The organism is Halorubrum pallidum (assembly GCF_055380345.1).
Genome location: NZ_AP043944.1, coordinates 134017 through 150335, shown reverse-complemented (window position 1 = coordinate 150335; position 16319 = coordinate 134017). Strand labels below are relative to the sequence as shown.

At 57.2% G+C, this 16319-nt stretch carries 16 protein-coding genes and 1 pseudogene; 7 read left to right on the top strand and 10 right to left on the bottom strand.

The genetic code is table 11. The features are described 5' to 3' along the window. Positions 1–80 precede the first annotated feature (80 nt). Entirely contained in the window at positions 81–389 is a 309-nt protein-coding gene (locus ACZ45C_RS00770) for a hypothetical protein (RefSeq protein ID WP_144798063.1), read from the top strand. A 1-nt stretch (position 390) separates the two neighbouring features. Here the strand turns inward: ACZ45C_RS00770 and ACZ45C_RS00765 are convergent, their stop codons facing one another. Then, positions 391–564, bottom strand: a complete 174-nt coding sequence (locus tag ACZ45C_RS00765; RefSeq protein WP_186310971.1) for a hypothetical protein — start codon at positions 562–564, stop codon at positions 391–393. Positions 565–578: 14 nt separating this feature from the next. Further along, a complete protein-coding gene (locus ACZ45C_RS00760; RefSeq protein WP_144798062.1) occupies positions 579–1382 on the bottom strand; it encodes a winged helix-turn-helix domain-containing protein in 804 nt (267 codons plus the stop codon). A 249-nt stretch (positions 1383–1631) separates the two neighbouring features. Between ACZ45C_RS00760 and ACZ45C_RS00755 the strand changes: the two genes are divergently transcribed. Beyond that, a complete protein-coding gene (locus ACZ45C_RS00755) occupies positions 1632–3404 on the top strand; it encodes a transposase (RefSeq protein WP_206668668.1) in 1773 nt (590 codons plus the stop codon). A 294-nt stretch (positions 3405–3698) separates the two neighbouring features. On the opposite strand, the gene bioD is transcribed toward ACZ45C_RS00755, so the two are convergent. From bioD to bioB, 4 genes are read right to left on the bottom strand one after another with little or no spacing between them, the layout of a single operon-like run. After that, positions 3699–4358 carry a dethiobiotin synthase gene (bioD, locus tag ACZ45C_RS00750; RefSeq protein ID WP_464374307.1) on the bottom strand — a complete coding sequence of 220 codons (660 nt, stop codon included), beginning with the start codon at positions 4356–4358 and terminating at the stop codon, positions 3699–3701. Then, positions 4355–5557, bottom strand: a complete 1203-nt coding sequence (locus ACZ45C_RS00745) for an aminotransferase class I/II-fold pyridoxal phosphate-dependent enzyme (RefSeq protein WP_460559383.1) — start codon at positions 5555–5557, stop codon at positions 4355–4357. Before ACZ45C_RS00745 ends, bioD begins: the two co-directional genes overlap by 4 nt. A gap of 15 nt (positions 5558–5572) precedes the next feature. Then, positions 5573–6619, bottom strand: a complete 1047-nt coding sequence (locus ACZ45C_RS00740; protein ID WP_460559381.1) for a transcriptional regulator — start codon at positions 6617–6619, stop codon at positions 5573–5575. A gap of 21 nt (positions 6620–6640) precedes the next feature. Beyond that, positions 6641–7756 carry a biotin synthase BioB gene (gene bioB / locus ACZ45C_RS00735; protein ID WP_460559379.1) on the bottom strand — a complete coding sequence of 372 codons (1116 nt, stop codon included), beginning with the start codon at positions 7754–7756 and terminating at the stop codon, positions 6641–6643. A gap of 207 nt (positions 7757–7963) precedes the next feature. On the opposite strand from bioB, the gene ACZ45C_RS00730 reads away from it, so the two are divergent. After that, positions 7964–8188, top strand: a complete 225-nt coding sequence (locus ACZ45C_RS00730) for a hypothetical protein (RefSeq protein WP_464374306.1) — start codon at positions 7964–7966, stop codon at positions 8186–8188. A 200-nt stretch (positions 8189–8388) separates the two neighbouring features. Here ACZ45C_RS00730 and thiC read toward each other — a convergent pair whose 3' ends face one another. Continuing rightward, the gene (gene thiC / locus ACZ45C_RS00725; protein WP_464374309.1) at positions 8389–9786 is read right to left on the bottom strand and encodes a phosphomethylpyrimidine synthase ThiC; all 1398 of its coding nucleotides are present in this window, start codon (positions 9784–9786) and stop codon (positions 8389–8391) included. A 262-nt stretch (positions 9787–10048) separates the two neighbouring features. After that, on the bottom strand, positions 10049–10957 hold the full coding sequence (locus ACZ45C_RS00720; RefSeq protein ID WP_426963364.1) for a DMT family transporter: 909 nt from the start codon (positions 10955–10957) through the stop codon (positions 10049–10051). Positions 10958–11183: 226 nt separating this feature from the next. Between ACZ45C_RS00720 and ACZ45C_RS00715 the strand changes: the two genes are divergently transcribed. The 4 genes from ACZ45C_RS00715 to ACZ45C_RS00700 all read left to right on the top strand — a co-directional run bounded on the left by ACZ45C_RS00715 (position 11184) and on the right by ACZ45C_RS00700 (position 15634). Further along, positions 11184–12860, top strand: a complete 1677-nt coding sequence (locus tag ACZ45C_RS00715; RefSeq protein ID WP_464374305.1) for a transposase — start codon at positions 11184–11186, stop codon at positions 12858–12860. Positions 12861–13355: 495 nt separating this feature from the next. Then, positions 13356–13937 (top strand): DUF7342 family protein, encoded by a 582-nt coding sequence (locus ACZ45C_RS00710; protein ID WP_058365912.1) that lies wholly within the window; start codon positions 13356–13358, stop codon positions 13935–13937. A gap of 3 nt (positions 13938–13940) precedes the next feature. Then, a complete protein-coding gene (locus tag ACZ45C_RS00705) occupies positions 13941–14399 on the top strand; it encodes a hypothetical protein (RefSeq protein ID WP_058365911.1) in 459 nt (152 codons plus the stop codon). Continuing rightward, positions 14396–15634, top strand: a complete 1239-nt coding sequence (locus ACZ45C_RS00700; RefSeq protein ID WP_144800126.1) for a phage integrase SAM-like domain-containing protein — start codon at positions 14396–14398, stop codon at positions 15632–15634. Before ACZ45C_RS00705 ends, ACZ45C_RS00700 begins: the two co-directional genes overlap by 4 nt. Before the next feature lie 9 nt (positions 15635–15643). Here ACZ45C_RS00700 and ACZ45C_RS00695 read toward each other — a convergent pair whose 3' ends face one another. Then, positions 15644–15760 carry a DUF6293 family protein gene (locus ACZ45C_RS00695; RefSeq protein WP_379765143.1) on the bottom strand — a complete coding sequence of 39 codons (117 nt, stop codon included), beginning with the start codon at positions 15758–15760 and terminating at the stop codon, positions 15644–15646. A gap of 6 nt (positions 15761–15766) precedes the next feature. Continuing rightward, positions 15767–16047, bottom strand: a pseudogene (locus ACZ45C_RS00690) (IS6 family transposase); the annotation flags it as partial. Positions 16048–16319 lie beyond the last annotated feature (272 nt).

Below are 16319 nucleotides of genomic sequence, written 5' to 3'. Positions count from 1 at the left end.
AATAGATTCGTTGTCTATCGACGGGATTTGAATTCCAATCAACCGAATATATTTATGTCATACTGAAAATTAATGAACCGATGGTGGACAGCGAATCTCTAAAAAAGTACGTCTTCAACAAGGAGGTGGCAGCAGTTTGGGCATTGGCTTGGCTGTACCCATGGTACAGTCCCATCTTCACTCAAACCAGCAGCCAGAACATCAACCTCGCATTCAGTTACTTGCTTTCACCACTAGAGTTCATCATATACGGTTTGCCAATAACGCTTGGTGGGGGTGTCGTGACTATGATATTCCACATCGCTTTTGCCGTAACCATAGTATTCCTGATCAAACTTGTCGTTGGTAAGATGACTAACCGCTCTCATTCAGAAAACAGAGCCCATTAGGTCACAGTGCTTCGACGATTGCGAGAATTTCAGGCATTCGATAGATCTTCCCGCGTTCCTTTACAGTAATTCCATCGACGATCTCATAGTCGGAGAGCATATCGATAGTGTTGTAAACTGTATTGACCGCAGGGGGACAGAACCTATCATATTTTGAGGATTTCAACAGAGCCATAGAGCTGTAACCCCCTACGAATCAGTGTCGTCCTCTTCGTTCGGCGGATATTTCTCATAGGATACTTCTCCGAGTTTTTCTTGTCCCAATTCCTCTGAGTCTGCTGATTGATCGGAATCGGGAGCACGCTCTGATCCGGAAGCAGACCCACTCGATGCATCATCGGTGGTTCCCCCGCCATCGTCCGTCTCTGTATCGCTGGTTTCTGAATCAGAATCTTGGATTGGTGTCAGATCTACAGGTAACTCCTCTTCAGGTGGGAAGTTTTCTCCCTCACTCGGCCGTTCAGGTGGCTCAGTTTCTGGGTCATCCAAGTTGCTTGTGTACTTGTCAGCGTCAGGTGCTTCCTCACGTTCATTCGGTGATGGGGAAGATTGTGTACTTGTCTCACCGTCTGAATTCCCCTTCATCTCATCTCTGCTGATAACAGTTCCATCGTCAGCAGTCTCAAACTGTAGAAGCTGCGACGGATTCTCTTTCATCCACTGTGTGATGCTTTCTGTCTGCTCGTCCAACACCTGCTGTAGCGTCCGCATTTTTCGATAGTTGCTGAGGATTCCCTCCCGTGCCATCTTGTCCGTCAGGAATTCACCCATATCCGTCAGGGTGTACACTTTCTTCGTCCCGACTTCTCCTCTTCCGAGAGAGACATCTATCAGACCTAGTTTCGCAGCTTCATCACGCCGTGTAACAATCGTCGACGAGGTCACTTCGATTTCCGGTTCAATTTCCGAATACGTCATCGGGCGCTCGTGAAGGAGCGTTAGGATTCCAATTGCGCCTTTCCGCTGTAGAAACTCCTCAAGAGTTACATCCATCAAGTTCGGTTTCAAGACCGAGTCATTTAGAAATACAGTCTAACTCCAATTTGGAATTTTTTGAGATGCCAAGAAATCGGTGAACAGCCGACAATAGGCCTTATACAACCGTTTTTAACCCTCTATTCGGAAACTACACCCGCATACATATGCTCCATATTCGAGTTTCTGTCTCTATGGTTGACGCAATCGCATTCTGTCGTATCCCACGGACGCATTGCGCGCGTTCACGCGTGTACGGGTGGCTTGATGAGTGATCCGTCTACTGTCGATGAGCTCGGTGCAGATCCTGCTTTGAATATGATCTCAAAGCAAGCTGACGAGGTCATAGAGCATGGTACTGATTGGGCGGAGCTCGGTCAGGAACTTGATGTCTCAATGTACCAGCGTGATGACTCGTACCCTGAGTGGCACGCTGAAACAACCGCTTTCGAGCCGATGTTCTTGGCAATGTTGTGGGCAAAAACCGAGGATGAATCCGTTACTGGGCTGTCCGACCGTCTCAAATCGAACCCAGAGATCGCTGAAGCGTTCGGATTCAACGAGGAGGAAATCCCGCACGGAGACACGTTCGCTCGTGCATGGCGAGAACGATTCGAGTCTCTACAGGAGACTATCGAACCGACAGCGAAAACAATCGACGAGATCGCCACGGAACGCGACAGTCCAATCGGCGGACACACCGGGCTAAAAATCGAAGAAACAGATGGGAAATCGAAACGCACAGAGCAACGTCTCCTTCGGAAGAAAACGAAAGAAGTGCTAGACGAAATGGCTGGTGTCGTGTTTCCCGAGCTTGATATCCCTCGTCCTGAGCATGCCATTTACGACCAAGACGATTTTCTAGAGTTGATGGCCGTCATGGGAATGGAGGGTGAAGCCGCGAATGGCGGTGCGGACATCCACGGCGATAAACTCGCGGAGAACAAAGATATTCACCCGACTGAAGACCCGTTCTATGAGGACGGAATGAGAGGAGAAACGCTGTTGAACGCAATTCACCAACTTTCCGTTCAGGGAATCACCGATATGGTGAATAACGCAGCGCGCCGTGCGTTGACCCGCATCAAACCGTACGCTGACTTCCCAGACCCCGTTTTCATGGCGATTGATATCACATACGTCGCGTACTATGGTGAACGCGACGGACTAGAATGGGTGACCGGCACACCCGATCATAAGCAGTACAAGTGGTGTCATAAATTCGCTACTGCAACACTCGTTGGAGACGGCGTCCACATGGTCGTCGGGATGCTGCCGGTCGGCAACCCAGACTTCACCGACAATCAAGCGTACCCAGGTAATAAAGAGAAATCGTACGTAATTGGGGATGTCGTTCGAGAACTCCTCTCCATGACGAAACACTACGTGACACCGCGATGCGTGTACGCTGACCGAGAGTTCGCATCCGCAGATACAATTTCAGCGTTTGAACAGCACAACATGAGGTACTTGATGCCAGCTCCACGGAATGACCGAACAAAACGCTGGCTCAATAGGAACGTGGACATGGAGCGCGGAATCGTGTCCGTCGAGCAAGAATGGGCATTACGTGGCGCGGTGAAACACGGCGTGTCGAACGAGCGCGTCACGACAACGCTCATCGGATTACCCGGTGACCCTGACGACGACCAGTACGGGTACGGTGAGACAGCTGATGAGGGCGAAGAACTCATTCCTGAAGAGGATCAGGCTGCGGTTCCGTTCTATACGAACACGCACGCAGAGGATGAAATCGCGCTTGACCGCAGACAGACGAAGCGGAAGGTCGAGCAGTACAATCGTCGTGGTGGGATTGAAACGGCGTACAAGAAGATCAAGGAGTTCACCGCGTGGACGACGTCGAAGGATTTCAGCGTCCGACTGTTCCATTTCGGATTCGCAGTCCTCCTGTACAACGCCTGGTTGATGGTCGATTTTCTCGTTCAGGCTGGGCTTGACGTGGATTTCCGGTCGAAGCCGCGGATAACTGCACAGCGATTCATTGCGTTTATCGATCGGCAGCTGACCGGGCTGATATAGCCGCTCTCTGACTTTCGCATTCGCCCGTTCGCGTAGAGCCATCAGTACGCTGTTCTTCAAATTTACCGGATTTTGTGTGTAGATGACTTTTTGATAGTTATGTAGCGGGCTTTTCCCCGAGATTAGCAGATGAAGCGTGATTAATTTGCCCAAAAACTGGGAATCCCGTACAGCAAATACCCGGTATTAGCAACTACAGGCCCACCAGAAGTTGAGACTGTTCTTCTCAATGCATACGGCTTTGAGGCGGATCAATCCCGGAATCTGTCAATTCATCTGCGTCCGTCGTAGGCGCTATTCAGGTAATACGCTCGGCGGAAGGTTTTCCTTTACCGCTGTCACCGCTTTGCCCGGCGTGTCCAGGTCGAGTCCTGGCACTGTGTACACAGGCAGATCGACCATCGATTCGAGTACGTCGGGGTTCGTCCGCTCGGCGAGCGTTTCGCCAGCGTAATCGTTGAGGACGACACCGCACACGTCAAGACCGCGTCGTTCGAGATCCTTGACGGTCAGCGCGCTGTGATTGAGCGTGCCGAGTCCCGAGCGTGCGACTACGAGCGTCGGTAATCCGAGATCGGCGGCTAGGTCGACGACCTCCTTCCCCTCAGCGAGCGGCACCCGGAGACCACCAATCCCTTCGACGACACCCGGGTCGGCAGTCTCTAGTTCGCTCCGACAACCCTGTAGGATCTCGTCATAAGAGAGGGCAGCATCTTCTATGTCTGCGGCAACTGCCGGGGCAAGCGCGGGTTCGAGATAGCGCAGGCAGACACTGGCGTCCTCGCTTCCCGCGGCTTCGGCGACGAAGCCAGCGTCGTCGTCCGGTGGAAAGCCAGTCTGTGCGGGCTTGATACCGACTGCATCGCGGCCGCGGTCGCGGAGCCAGCCCACGAGGCCAGCAGTGATGACAGTCTTGCCGACACCTGTCCCGGTGCCAAGCACGAAGAAACTCATCGCAGCCCCACCTCCTCGCCGGCGGCCTCGAACGCATCGAGACAGCGGTTGAGTTGCTCGTGCGTGTGTGCGGCTGTGGGAGCGACGCGCAGCCGTGACATCCCCACCGGAACGGTCGGCGGGCGGATGGCAGGGGCGAGCACCCCGCGGTCGCGGAGCGCTTCATCGAGCGCGACCGCATCCTCCCGGTCTCCGACCAGCACGGGCAGGATGTGGGTCTCACCGAGCACCTCGAAGCCGAGGTCCTCAAACCTCGACCGGAGGTAATCGGCGTGATCCTGGAGCGTCTGGGGGCGGTCCGTCTCCCGTGCGATACGTAGCGCCTCCTGTGCGGCACCCGCCGCAGGCGGGGAGAGCCCGGTCGAGAAGACGAACGAACGGGCCGCATTCGCCAGGTACTCGATGAGCATCTCATTCCCGGCGACGAACCCGCCCTGGGCACCGAGCGCCTTCGAGAGGGTCCCCAACTGGACATGAATCCGGTCTTCGAGTCCCAGCTGACCGACCATGCCGCCGTCGTACACGCCCGTCGCGTGGGCTTCGTCGACCATCACCCACGCGCCGTGGCGCTCAGCGGCCGAACATATCATTCTGAGTGGAGCGATGTCGCCATCCATGCTGAATACCGAATCTGTCACGACCAGCCAGGATTCCTCCCCATCTGCTTCGCGGGCACGGCGATCCATGGTCGCCCGGAGGTCGCTGGCGTCACAGTGGTCGTACACCTCGATATCGGCGCCGGAGAGCCGGCAGCCGTCGATGATGGAGGCATGGTTGAGTTCGTCGGAGAAGATCGCGTCGGGGGCGAGCGCCGTAATCGTCCCAATGTTGGCGGCGTACCCCGAGGAGAACGCCAGCGCACGCTCGGTTTCTTTCGATTTGACGAGTGCGTGTTCGAGCTTGCGGTGAGCGGATGTATCGCCCACGACGAGCCGGCTGGCGCCCGCGCCAGTGCCGACTTCATGGGCTGTCCGGGCGGCTGCCTCGGCCAGTCTGGCTTCTCCCGCGAGCCCGAGGTAGTCGTTGGCTGCGAACACCAGCATTTCCTCGGCATCGGCGTCGAAGGCCGGTACGTCGGAACCGGGGTCGGGCACCCGGCGAGCCCTCGGCTCGACACGGTCGACAGGAGCGAGATCGCGACGGAGCCCACGCTCTTCCCGGGACTGGAGGCGTGCTTCGAGGTCGAACCCTCGATCCATCTGCTGCTGCACGGTTCAGAACCCGGGCATGAGCTCGGCAGGCCCGTAGACGCCGTAATCGCCGGTCCAGTTGCGGCGGACGGCAGCCTTCAGGTAGCCGAGTGCAGGGCCGTTCACGTTGGCTTCCATGCTCGTGTCGTCGTCGAGTTCGAACGTGTTGGTACCGACCTCGCCATCGAACGTGCGACCGGTGACTTTGACGGTCGTCGTTGTGGGCTTCTCGTCGTTGCGAAGGTCAAGGACGCCGCCGACGGTCACGTCCTCAGCGTCGCAGATACCCGCCCGTTCGAGAAGCACGTCGTCGGCGTGCTCCATGTCGTTGAACTCGATGACGCCGTCGTGAGCGTCGACGATTTCCTCGATCTCCTCGTCCGAAAGGGCGCGTGCCGATTCGATATCGTAGTCGGGGAGGTGGGCGATGTCCTCGCGGACGGTGCCGCGGTTGTCCTCGTAGCCGGATTTGAGGCCGACGCCCCACCAGATTTCGACCTCCTCGATCTCGATGAACGACTGGGCGGCGAGTGCCGCCGCGCCCGTGAGGAGGCCGGGTGTCGCGCCCGCACCGCAGACAAATGTGATGCCTGATTCTTCCAGTTGTTCCTCACGGTCGTCCAGCATGCCGATGACACGTGAACGCTTGAGCACGTCGACGAGGACGCCCTCGTAGCCTGCGTTCGCGAAGCGCTCGGCGACAGTCGGAATGAAGTCGTGTTCGAGGTTCGGCAGCGCGATGAGTACCGCGTCGATGGCCTCGTGTTCGGCGATGATGTCCTCGATGGGCGTCTCCGTCGGCTCGGCCTGTGTGGAGGCGACGACGCCCTTGTCGTCGCCGTGTTCCTTGATGTCGTCACCGCCGGATTCAACGGTAGTCCCGCCGTCGGAAGCGATGTTCCCCTCCGTTGCGGCCAGCAGTTCGTCCACATCAAGGCCGTCGTGGTTGACGGCAACCCCATGGCGGTCGCAGGCTGCGATAGGGGTGAGTTCGTCTTTGTCCGCGGAGAATTCGAGTGCGCGACGGCCGATACCACCAGTGCCGAGAACGGCGAAGTTGATGTCGTTCATAGCTGTTGCTGTATCTCTGTGTTAGTCATCAGACAGTTCCGCCTTACTCGTGGCTGTCCCGACCGCCGTATCCGCGGGGTCGGCCGAGTCGCCATCACGGGATTTCACTTCTTCCGGGTCGAAATCGTTGACCTCGGTATTGGGCTCCATGCCGGCCTGCTCCATCATCTCGATGTCGTCGCCGGGGGACTGGCCCTCGGTTGTGAGGTAGTTCCCGGTGAGGATGCCATCCGCGCCGGCCTCGAAGGGAAGGTGTTGCTCGTCCTCAGCGAAGTTGACCTCGCGACCGCCGGTGAGCCGCACTCGCGCGTGCGGGTGGAGCAGTCGGTAGACCGCGATGGTCTTGATGGTCTCCGCCGTGGAGATGAGTGCTTCCTCTCGGTCGTCGAACATCGTCCCGGCGACCGGATTGAGGATGTTGACGGGGAGCGAGGAGACCCCGATGTCCTGGAGCGCGATGGCCGCGTCCACGCGGTCGGTAGGCGATTCGCCCATGCCCAGGATAACGCCGGCACAGAGGTCCATACCGGCTTCCTTGGCGACTTCGAGCGTCTTCACGCGGTCTTCGAAGTCATGGGTCCCGACGATTTCGGGGAAGAAACGCGGCGAGGTTTCGATGTTGTGGTTGTAGTGATTGAGCCCTTCGTCCGCGAGAATCGCGGCCTCTTCTTCGGTGAGGATCCCGAGGGAGGCGTCGACTTCGACGTCGGTTTCGTCTCGTACTAAGCGGATTGCGCGGATGACGTCGTCCCACTCGTCGGGGCGTTTTTCCTTGGAGACGCCTTTCTCGGCGACGACGACGCCAAAGCGCTGGGCGCCGTCGCGTTCGGCTTGCTTGGCCGCCTTGAGGATTTGTTCGGGGTCGAGAAAGCCGTAGGTGTCGATACCAGTGTCGAAGTGGACTGACTGCGCACAGAACCCACAGTCCTCTGCGCAGTTGCCCGCCTTCGCGTTCACGATGGAACACGCGTCGACAGTGTCGTCGCCGAGCTGGGAGCGGACGTAGTCCGCTCCCTCGGCGAGGGGCTCGACCGGCTGGGCAATCAGTGCGAGTCCATCCCGGCGGTCGAGTGTCTCGCCGTCGAGTATGCGGGCGACAGCGTCGTCGACGGTGCGATTTCCTGTCTCGTAAACCACGCTAGCCAAGCCAGTTGACGAAGATATAATTCTTGGGTTTCCATTCACGGCAGTGCTCAGATAAGGATGGAGGGTGAGGCGGAGCGAGGTCGAGGCGATTGATCTTGCGGAGACAGTGAGTGCTGGCAGACCATTCCAACAGCCGATACGACGCTGGTCATCGACATAGAGCAAACGATTCAGGCTGATGCGAGTCGGCTCCGGCAAGTGGTGGAGAATTTGATTTGGAATGCGGTCGAATACGGGATTGCGGACGTGCCTATGACGATTGGTGAGTTGAAGGACGGCTTCTACGTGGCAGCCGCTGGGCCGGGTATCTCTGAAGACGTAGGTGAGCAGGTGTTTGAATTGGAGGACTCAACCAACGGTGAGGGCCTGGGCTGTATATCGTCAAGCAGTTCGTTGCCGCTCACGGGTGGGAGATCACCGTGACCGACAGCGACGAGGAAGGCGCACGATTCGAAATCACTAGTGTCCAGACTGATAGATAGACGCTCTGAGTCGGTCACGCTACAATGGTTGAAATAGACCGAGAAGAATCGGTAAGTACAGGATACATAGTCAGCACAGGTTTCGAAGTCGCGATCACTCGTATTGAGTGGCCCAAAAATAAATTCCAGAACTGTTGAAGGTTAATCGTCTGCGTGTGATTCTGCAGGAGTAAATGTGACACCATTGATTTCGACTTCATCAGGAACGCGACTCGTGTCATGGGTTCCAACCGGCGGGAGATTCACATCCGCAGCAGGCGAAGCGTCAAGGTTAGTCTCGTCATCAATCGAAGACATCTCACCGTCGGCATCCCGTGCGTCCTGATCAATTCGCATCGAGCAGAACTCGACACCACACATCGAGCAGAAACGAGCTTCCTTGTAGTTGTCGCCAGGCAATGTCTGATCGTGGTATTCTTGGGCACGCTCGGGATCCAGTGCGAGTTCGAATTGCCTGCGCCAATCGAACTCGTAGCGCGCTTCGGAAAGTGCATCATCCCAGTCACGTGCACCCGGAAGATCATTCGCGACGTCAGCAGCGTGGGCTGCAATCCGATAGGCTGCGAGACCGTCTCTCACGTCCTCTTCGTCAGGGAGACCGAGATGTTCCTTCGGTGTAACATAACACAACATCGCCGCTCCTGCACGAGCAGCCTCGGTCGCCCCAATCGCGCTTGTGATATGATCGTAGCCCGGCGCGACATCGGTGACTAGCGGGCCGAGGACGTAGAATGGTGCACCGTCACAGACGTCTTGTTGGCGTTCGACATTATCGGCGATCTCGTCTATTGGGACGTGTCCGGGGCCTTCAACCATGACTTGGACGCCGTGGTCCCATGCGGTCCGAGTCAGTTCGCCGAGTGTGTCGAGTTCGGCGAACTGGGCTTCGTCGCTCGCATCTGCGAGACAACCGGGACGGAGGCCATCGCCCAATGAGAACGTCACGTCGTGTTCCGCGAAGATTTCGCAGATTTCCTCGAACTTCGTGTACAGCGGGTTCTGCATCCCATTCTCTTCGATCCACTGGGCTAGAATAGACCCCCCTCGCGAGACGATTCCAGTCTTTCGGCCGTCTGTCAGTGGAAGATGTTCCATCAGCACGCCTGCATGGATAGTCATATAATCGACGCCCTGCCTGGCTTGCTTCTCGATAATGTCGAGCAGCAGTTCGTGGGTGATTTCGGCGGGACTGTCAACACGCTTGACAGCCTCGTAAATCGGGACGGTTCCGACCGGCACGGGTGAATGCTCGATATTAGCGCTACGGATGTCATCAAGATCCTCGCCGGTTGAAAGGTCCATCACAGTGTCGGCACCATAGTGGACCGCAGTGTGGAGTTTCTGGAGTTCGCCTTCGATACCACTAGTCGTGTCGCTATTGCCAATGTTCGCGTTGACCTTTGTAGAAAATTCCCGTCCTATAATCATCGGGTCAAGCGATTCGTGCGCATGATTGTTCGGAATGACGGCTTGTCCGTCGGCAACCTGCTGTCGAACAAAGTCCGGATCATAGTTTTCGCGCTCGGCAACTCGTTTCATAGCAGATGTGATTTCGCCTGCTTTGGCCAGCTGGATCTGAGTCTTTGCCATCAATAACCAAATTATACTACTAAGTAATATAGCCTATGGGAAGGACGACTTGTATTCGCCACTCTGTAGCGGAGTGAGATTTGAGTAAAACTACTTTCTGCGAGCGTGTCATAGAAAAGTTCACGCACAGTTTCTTTTCGGGGTAGTAACTAGTGAATCTCCTGCTAAACTCTCCCGCGTACCGGTCATGGAATCCGGGTCGAGTTTGTTGTTACGTAGCGGAGTAGCAGGTATTGAGTATCACTTCTCTTTCGATGAGTACGAACCCGACGAAGATGATGAGGAAGCCAACCAGACTCACGGTCGCCAATCGGTTGTCGAACAGGACCAATCCGATCGGTGCTGCGACGATTGGTTGCAGATAGAAATTGAGACTCGTCCGAGCAGGCCCGATTCTGTCGATGAGTTCGAAATGGACGGCGTACAAGACGGCTGTCGCGAGGAGGCTCTCAACGACAACGCCAGTAATGGCGGTGGACGTCCACGTAATCGCGGTCAGCGAATAGCCGAAGACGACGGCGATACCGTGGTTTACGACCGCAGCAAGGAGCACACCCCACGCGGTGAGCGCGAGTCGGGGAAGCGCTGGTTGCACCCGTTGGGTCAGCACGGTGCCGAGTGCGAATATCGCAACGCTCCCGATCATCAGTCCGAATCCGATGAGACGGTCTGCATGAATGGCTGCTGCCGACGGCTGGGCGACGATACCGACTCCAAGGAATCCGAGAAGGATGCCGAATGCGTCGACGATGTCGAGCGAGGCTGTCGGCAACAGGAGGACGGCGAATCCCGTCGTCAGGACTGGCATGAAACTGTAGGCGATCGCACCGACGGCGCTGGTGACGTACTGCTGGCCGGCGAACAAGATGGCGTTCATGACACCGAGCGTGAACACGCCGACGACCCCCACGCCGAGCACATCGCGGCGCGTGCGGGGGAGCCAGTACGTCGAACGCCAGCCGGCGACGGCGAGTAACGCCACGCCGGCGATGTCGAGGCGGAGTGCCGCGAACAGTAATGGCGGCACGTCCGGCATGCCCAGCTTCGCGCCGACGAAGACGAGCGCACCACAGACGCTGTATATGCCGAACAGGAGGAGGTTCTGATACTCGGTCCTCACTGGTTTTGCTTTCCGCTCACCGATTCATATATCATATGGTGCCCACCGTCGACTCTGTGACGGCAGTTCGATGACGAACACGCTGGCCTACTCATCGAGTCTGCACACCTACCGAACCACCGTTCCACCTCGGTCACATGAAACGAACGGCGACCGCCTGCTGAATATATCCTCTATACTGATCAGTTAGACGGATTCTTGGCCGGGTCGTGGCCAGTATCTCGTAGTGGTTGCGACCTGGGAGTCACAGCGCACGGTCTTTCGACGAATCGCTCAACAGCCGTACGTCCAGTGGCCAGTCTATGATTCGACGCCGTTGTACGATCAAACCTCACTCGCCGGATTAGAATCGGATATTCAAATCGTCTCGGAAGTCTGGTTTACTCACCACGAACACGACTCACTGGAGCAGTTCATCTGCACACTCCCAATCGCCTACTTCAGATTCGAGGCCCACGACCGCTACACGGAGTCGACGCGCTACGAGATGAACACCCTCTTTCGAGTGTTCGTGCTGAAAGAACTCCATGGATGGGACCACGAGACGGCACTCGTCGAATTCCTCGAGTGCCACCCTGAACTTCGCGAGCAACTCGAGCTCGGTAGAATTCCGAATCAGTCGACGCTGTGGCGCAGCTGGCACGAGCGCTTCACGGGTGAGTTGCGTGAGACGGTTGAGACAGCCGCCCGGACAATCCTGATCAATGCCCAGAACGCGGGTGTAAGCGTTCCGCGTGACCCAAAACAGACGCTCCCCCAACGAGGTAACGACACCGATGAGTCCGACCTAGACGGTCAGACTGTACTGGAACAGGCGGAAGCGATCACAGATCACATCAGCCGCGTCGTTTTCCCGGCGTTCTCATTGGACCGTGGTGAGGGTTGTGAGATCCATGAGAACGCCTACTGGGACTTACAGACCTATCTCGGTCTCCGCGAGAACTTGGCTGCCAACGAGGGGGCTCGGAGCTTCATTTGCGAGTCAACGCGTGATCGGACACCACTCGGGCACGCCCATCGCGAGCATATTCGTGACCTCTCGATCGCGGAGATTCGCGAGATGTACCGCCAAGCAGTGAAACGTCTACTGGATGAAGTCGCGGAGACAGAGCAGTTCTTTCGAGCGGGAATCATCGCGATCGATATCACGGAAGCTGACCCGTTCACGGGTGACCGAAGTGGGCACAAGGACGAGATTATCGGGACGAAGGAGAAGACCGACGAATACGCCTACCAGTGGGCAACAGTCCAGTTGGTCGGCAACGCTGTCCCGCTCGTCCTTGATGCCCGCCCGGTACGGAAAGGCGAGTCACGGAAGGAGATCGTCAAGGACCTGCTCGACTCCGCTGAGGACCTCATTCACGTCGATAACGTGCTGATGGATCGGGAGTTCGATAGCCAGCACGTCTTGGAGATGATCAGCCGGCGCGGACTCTCCTACGTCGTGCCAAAGCGGATGCAGACCAGTGAGAAAGCCCAGGCCAAGCGGTTGCTCCAGAGTGACCAGGACCGATACGAGACCGACCGCAAACTCCATCTCGGCAAGAATGAGTGGCACGAGACGACGCTGATCTATCGCCGGAAAGAAGACTCTGAGCACGACGACCATCGACAGTACTCGGTGTTCATGTCCAACCGGGGTGGTGGTTTTCTCAGTGAGTACGGATACCGGTGGGAGATTGAGAGTGGCTATCGGTCGATCAAGCGATTCATGGCTGCGACGACGTCGACGGATTTCGGGCTCCGATTCTTCTACTTCGCGTTTGCGTGTCTGTTGTACTCGATTTGGCGAGCAGTCGATTTACTCGTCCAAGTCGAGTTGACTGGTGAGTACGAACGCGCGCCGATTGTGACGGCCGACAATACGCTCACGCTGCTGAAGAAGGAGACTGGAATCGGGTAGTACGGTACTCTACCCGTGATAGAGCGTCGTCCGAGTGGCAACGCTACCCTAAGTTGCAGAAAATCGCCCATATGGTAGGAACTTTAACAAGAATGGCCGTTTGGACGGCAACCTGAAGCAGTATCCACTCACCGATTCGGTCGAAACCACGCATCACAGCCCCGCTAAACCCACTGTAGTCTCAACTTCCAGGCCTGAGATTTTGTATAGCGATATACGATATATAATATCCCGTGGTGCGGAATTCCGACGGTAAGAGACTCTAGACTCCCGAATTCTCCCGAAGGTTCGAAAACAGAAAGTGGTCCTGATTATGCCCGTAATCACGACCAGTTTGAAGTACCCCGCCGCCGTCGGTGAAGCACGAATGCTGCAACCGCCTCACGACGGCGCTTCCCCCGGGGTAGAACTGCCAAGAACGGGGTTTGAGATTTCTCTGACTCTCCTCAGCCGAGGTCGAGGCGATGGCGAAGAAACGCATTCGATATAGAACTAATGACCTCAACCTATATTAAGATAAAGCGCGAACGGTGTTGTATGTCCGAAGACGAATCGAACTCCGAGGGCCTGATGGAACGCCAGACCACGGGTGAAGACCGCGTGAGGATGACCGCCCGGCAGCTTTCGGAGCCTCAGACGGCGAACTGGATCGCCTCGGAAGCGGGCTGGTCACACGAGCCGACCAAACGCGTCCTCGATCGGCTCGTCGACGATGGCATCCTCCACCGTGACGAAAGCGGGACTCACACCACGTATTACCCTGATTACCGCCGCCAAGCAATGCAGGAGGCGATGCGGCTTCGAGACAGCGGGCACACTGTCGAGGAACTCACGGACCGTCTCGCCGATATGAAGACGCAGATTCGCGACTGGGAGAATGAATTCGAGGTCGAGTCACCGAACCAGCTTCGCGGGACGCTCGCTGACGAGTCTCTTGACGCTGAGGAGGAAGATCGTCGCCGTGAGATTGCCCGCGAGTGGGAGCACCTTCAGCGGCGTATCCAGATCGTTGGCTTCGCCATCCGCGAATGGGACTTCCTCGCTCCGACGACAGAGCCCGCTGAGGCCAGCAGCTAACGAATGTCGGTCCCGCATCCAGGTGGTGATCCGAACGCGAACCTCTACACCCAATTGAAGCGGGACGTCCTCGACCGTGTTCCCCAGATCACGGCCGTCGAGTACGTTCCTGACGATATCGAGGCCAAGCAGCTGCGGGCGATTTTCGATCCGGCCCGTCTGGATCCCCCGACAGGCCCTGATTCGCCGGAGCTGACCGTCAAGTGGTATCGGCAGGACCCTCACGATTGGTTCCGTATCAACTACACCGACCCGAACACGGGCTTTCACGCCGGCTGGCACCAGGACGAGGACCATCCCGATCTCGGACGGGCGCATTTCCAGTACTCAGTCGCCGATACGGAGGATCGCTGGGAGATTACATTCGAACACGAGACCCCTTCCCTGGTTCTCTGGGAAATCGTCGAAGAGCTCCTCGAGGACGTCCGTCCGACCTACCAGTACGCGAACGAGGAACCATGACACCCCGAGAACGCGCCGATCAGTCACTCAAGAATTTCTTCGAGCGCTACCTCCAGGATAAGGGGAAAGGCCGCGGTGGCGACGGCGGGAACTACCGACGTAACGCTGCACGCGAGCTCGAGCGGTTCGCCGAGTGGGCCGCCGGCGACCGCGGCGCCGACGACTGGACCGGGATCGTATCCGACGACGTCGACCAGGAGCCCACCTTCGAAGACCTCGATGAACGCGTCTTCCGGGAGTACGCCCGGCATCTCGCCGGCGATCGCGGGCTCAAACAGAATACCGTACAAACCTATTATCGCTATATCTCCGCGTGGTGCGGGTGGTGCGTCAACGAGGGATATCTCGAAGCCCATTACGCGCAGCGGGCGAGTGCGATGGCGCCGCTGCCGGAGGACGACGGTCGCAAGCCCGGTGATCAGCAGGCCTGGACGTCCGAGCAGCGCCACGCCCTGACCCGGTACGTCGACGAGCGAGCCCGTGACGCCATCGAGACGTTCACCACACTCCCGGGGGATACTGACCCTCTTGACAGACAGCGAGCGCGCTACGCGGCGCTGAAGGCGGCTCGTGACCGGGCGCTGGTGTTCGTTCTCGCGTACACCGCTGTCCGCGTCGGGGAACTGCTCCGGGATCCGAACGACCCACGCCGGCGCGGCGTCCGGTGGGAGGAAATTTCGCTCGACGACGGTAGTATGGATGTCTACCGGAAGAAGCAGCAATGGGACGCCGCCAGTCTCCCCGACCCAGTAATCTCTCCACTGCGGAGCTATCGAAGGCTGATGGACCCACCGACGGAACGCTGGCCGGTGTTCCCGACGTTCGACCAACGGACGCTCGCAGGACTCATCCAGGATGAGCTAGCCGAACGAGGGGAACTCCCGGAAGCAATTACTGAGCGCCGTGAAGAATACGCTCGCGATCTACTGCTGGCGCTCGATGAGGACATTCGGCCGCCGTCGATTACGACGGACGGCGCACGGACGATTCTCCAACGGCTCTCGGAGGCCGCAGAGGTCGATATCGACCACCCGAAACACGATTATCTCGCGCCCCACGGTGGTCGACGTGGAATGGGCGAGGTACTTGTCCGCGCGTTTGGGTACACGGTGGCGGCCCGGTATCTCGATAACTCCGAAGAGATGGTTCGAGAACGGTATTCACATATCGAGGCAGGGGAGTTAGGTGATGTTGCTACAGAAGCTCTGGAAGAGGTCGATTCGACTGAGCGCTAACTATACTAATCACTTTTCGATGAGATGCCTAAACGCGGAGAGTGTATTTTTCCCCTCCTCGGTAAGATCTACGTCCGTCCTTCGCCCCACGTCTTTGGTTTCAACGAAGCCCTTCTCGGTTATCATTCAGTGGATCACAGTCTCGTCGACCGCAACGTGATCCGGATTTACCCCATCGAGCGACTGGAGATCTGTCTTCAGTACCCAGTTGTGGATGGTTGACGGACAACGGTTGACCTCACCGTATGTTGTATAAAAACAATTTCCTATATTCACTTAAGCTAAATAGGGCACATACCGAGCTTCATCGCAGGTTTGGGTATTGCCTCGCGCTCCAGAAAATCTAACTCGAAGCAGTCGCTATCTCCTCGAGGCGTGCGATTTCGAGGAACCCGTAATCTCGGCAGGTTCATCATGGAAGACAGGGCTAACCAGCTGGATGAGAAACGTCGGTGCGAGGAACGTCGAAAGGAGTACTGTCACGTCTACAGCTCTGTTCGCGACGATCACCACGCGCAGTATTAGGAGGATCCACTCAGGGGCAACCCCGGAGCTCTCCTGTGCTTTCTCAAGTGTCTTTCGGACATCCACTCTTCGTATCACTTTCCGGAATTTCACTGCCAATTCTTTGGTGGACAGTGTCCGACCGACCGTCTACATAACCCTGCGATAGGCGCATCGTGGA

Coding starts and splice junctions, on each gene's coding strand:
- ACZ45C_RS00755 (WP_206668668.1), top strand. CDS start 1,632: ATGAGTGATCCGTCTACTGTCGATGAGCTCGGTGCAGATCCTGCTTTG.
- ACZ45C_RS00760 (WP_144798062.1), bottom strand. CDS start 1,382: ATGGATGTAACTCTTGAGGAGTTTCTACAGCGGAAAGGCGCAATTGGA.
- ACZ45C_RS00745 (WP_460559383.1), bottom strand. CDS start 5,557: ATGGATCGAGGGTTCGACCTCGAAGCACGCCTCCAGTCCCGGGAAGAG.
- ACZ45C_RS00695 (WP_379765143.1), bottom strand. CDS start 15,760: ATGATAACCGAGAAGGGCTTCGTTGAAACCAAAGACGTGGGGCGAAGG.
- ACZ45C_RS00770 (WP_144798063.1), top strand. CDS start 81: ATGGTGGACAGCGAATCTCTAAAAAAGTACGTCTTCAACAAGGAGGTG.
- ACZ45C_RS00705 (WP_058365911.1), top strand. CDS start 13,941: ATGTCGGTCCCGCATCCAGGTGGTGATCCGAACGCGAACCTCTACACC.
- bioD (WP_464374307.1), bottom strand. CDS start 4,358: ATGAGTTTCTTCGTGCTTGGCACCGGGACAGGTGTCGGCAAGACTGTC.
- ACZ45C_RS00700 (WP_144800126.1), top strand. CDS start 14,396: ATGACACCCCGAGAACGCGCCGATCAGTCACTCAAGAATTTCTTCGAG.
- ACZ45C_RS00740 (WP_460559381.1), bottom strand. CDS start 6,619: ATGAACGACATCAACTTCGCCGTTCTCGGCACTGGTGGTATCGGCCGT.
- thiC (WP_464374309.1), bottom strand. CDS start 9,786: ATGAAACGAGTTGCCGAGCGCGAAAACTATGATCCGGACTTTGTTCGA.
- ACZ45C_RS00765 (WP_186310971.1), bottom strand. CDS start 564: ATGGCTCTGTTGAAATCCTCAAAATATGATAGGTTCTGTCCCCCTGCG.
- ACZ45C_RS00710 (WP_058365912.1), top strand. CDS start 13,356: ATGACCTCAACCTATATTAAGATAAAGCGCGAACGGTGTTGTATGTCC.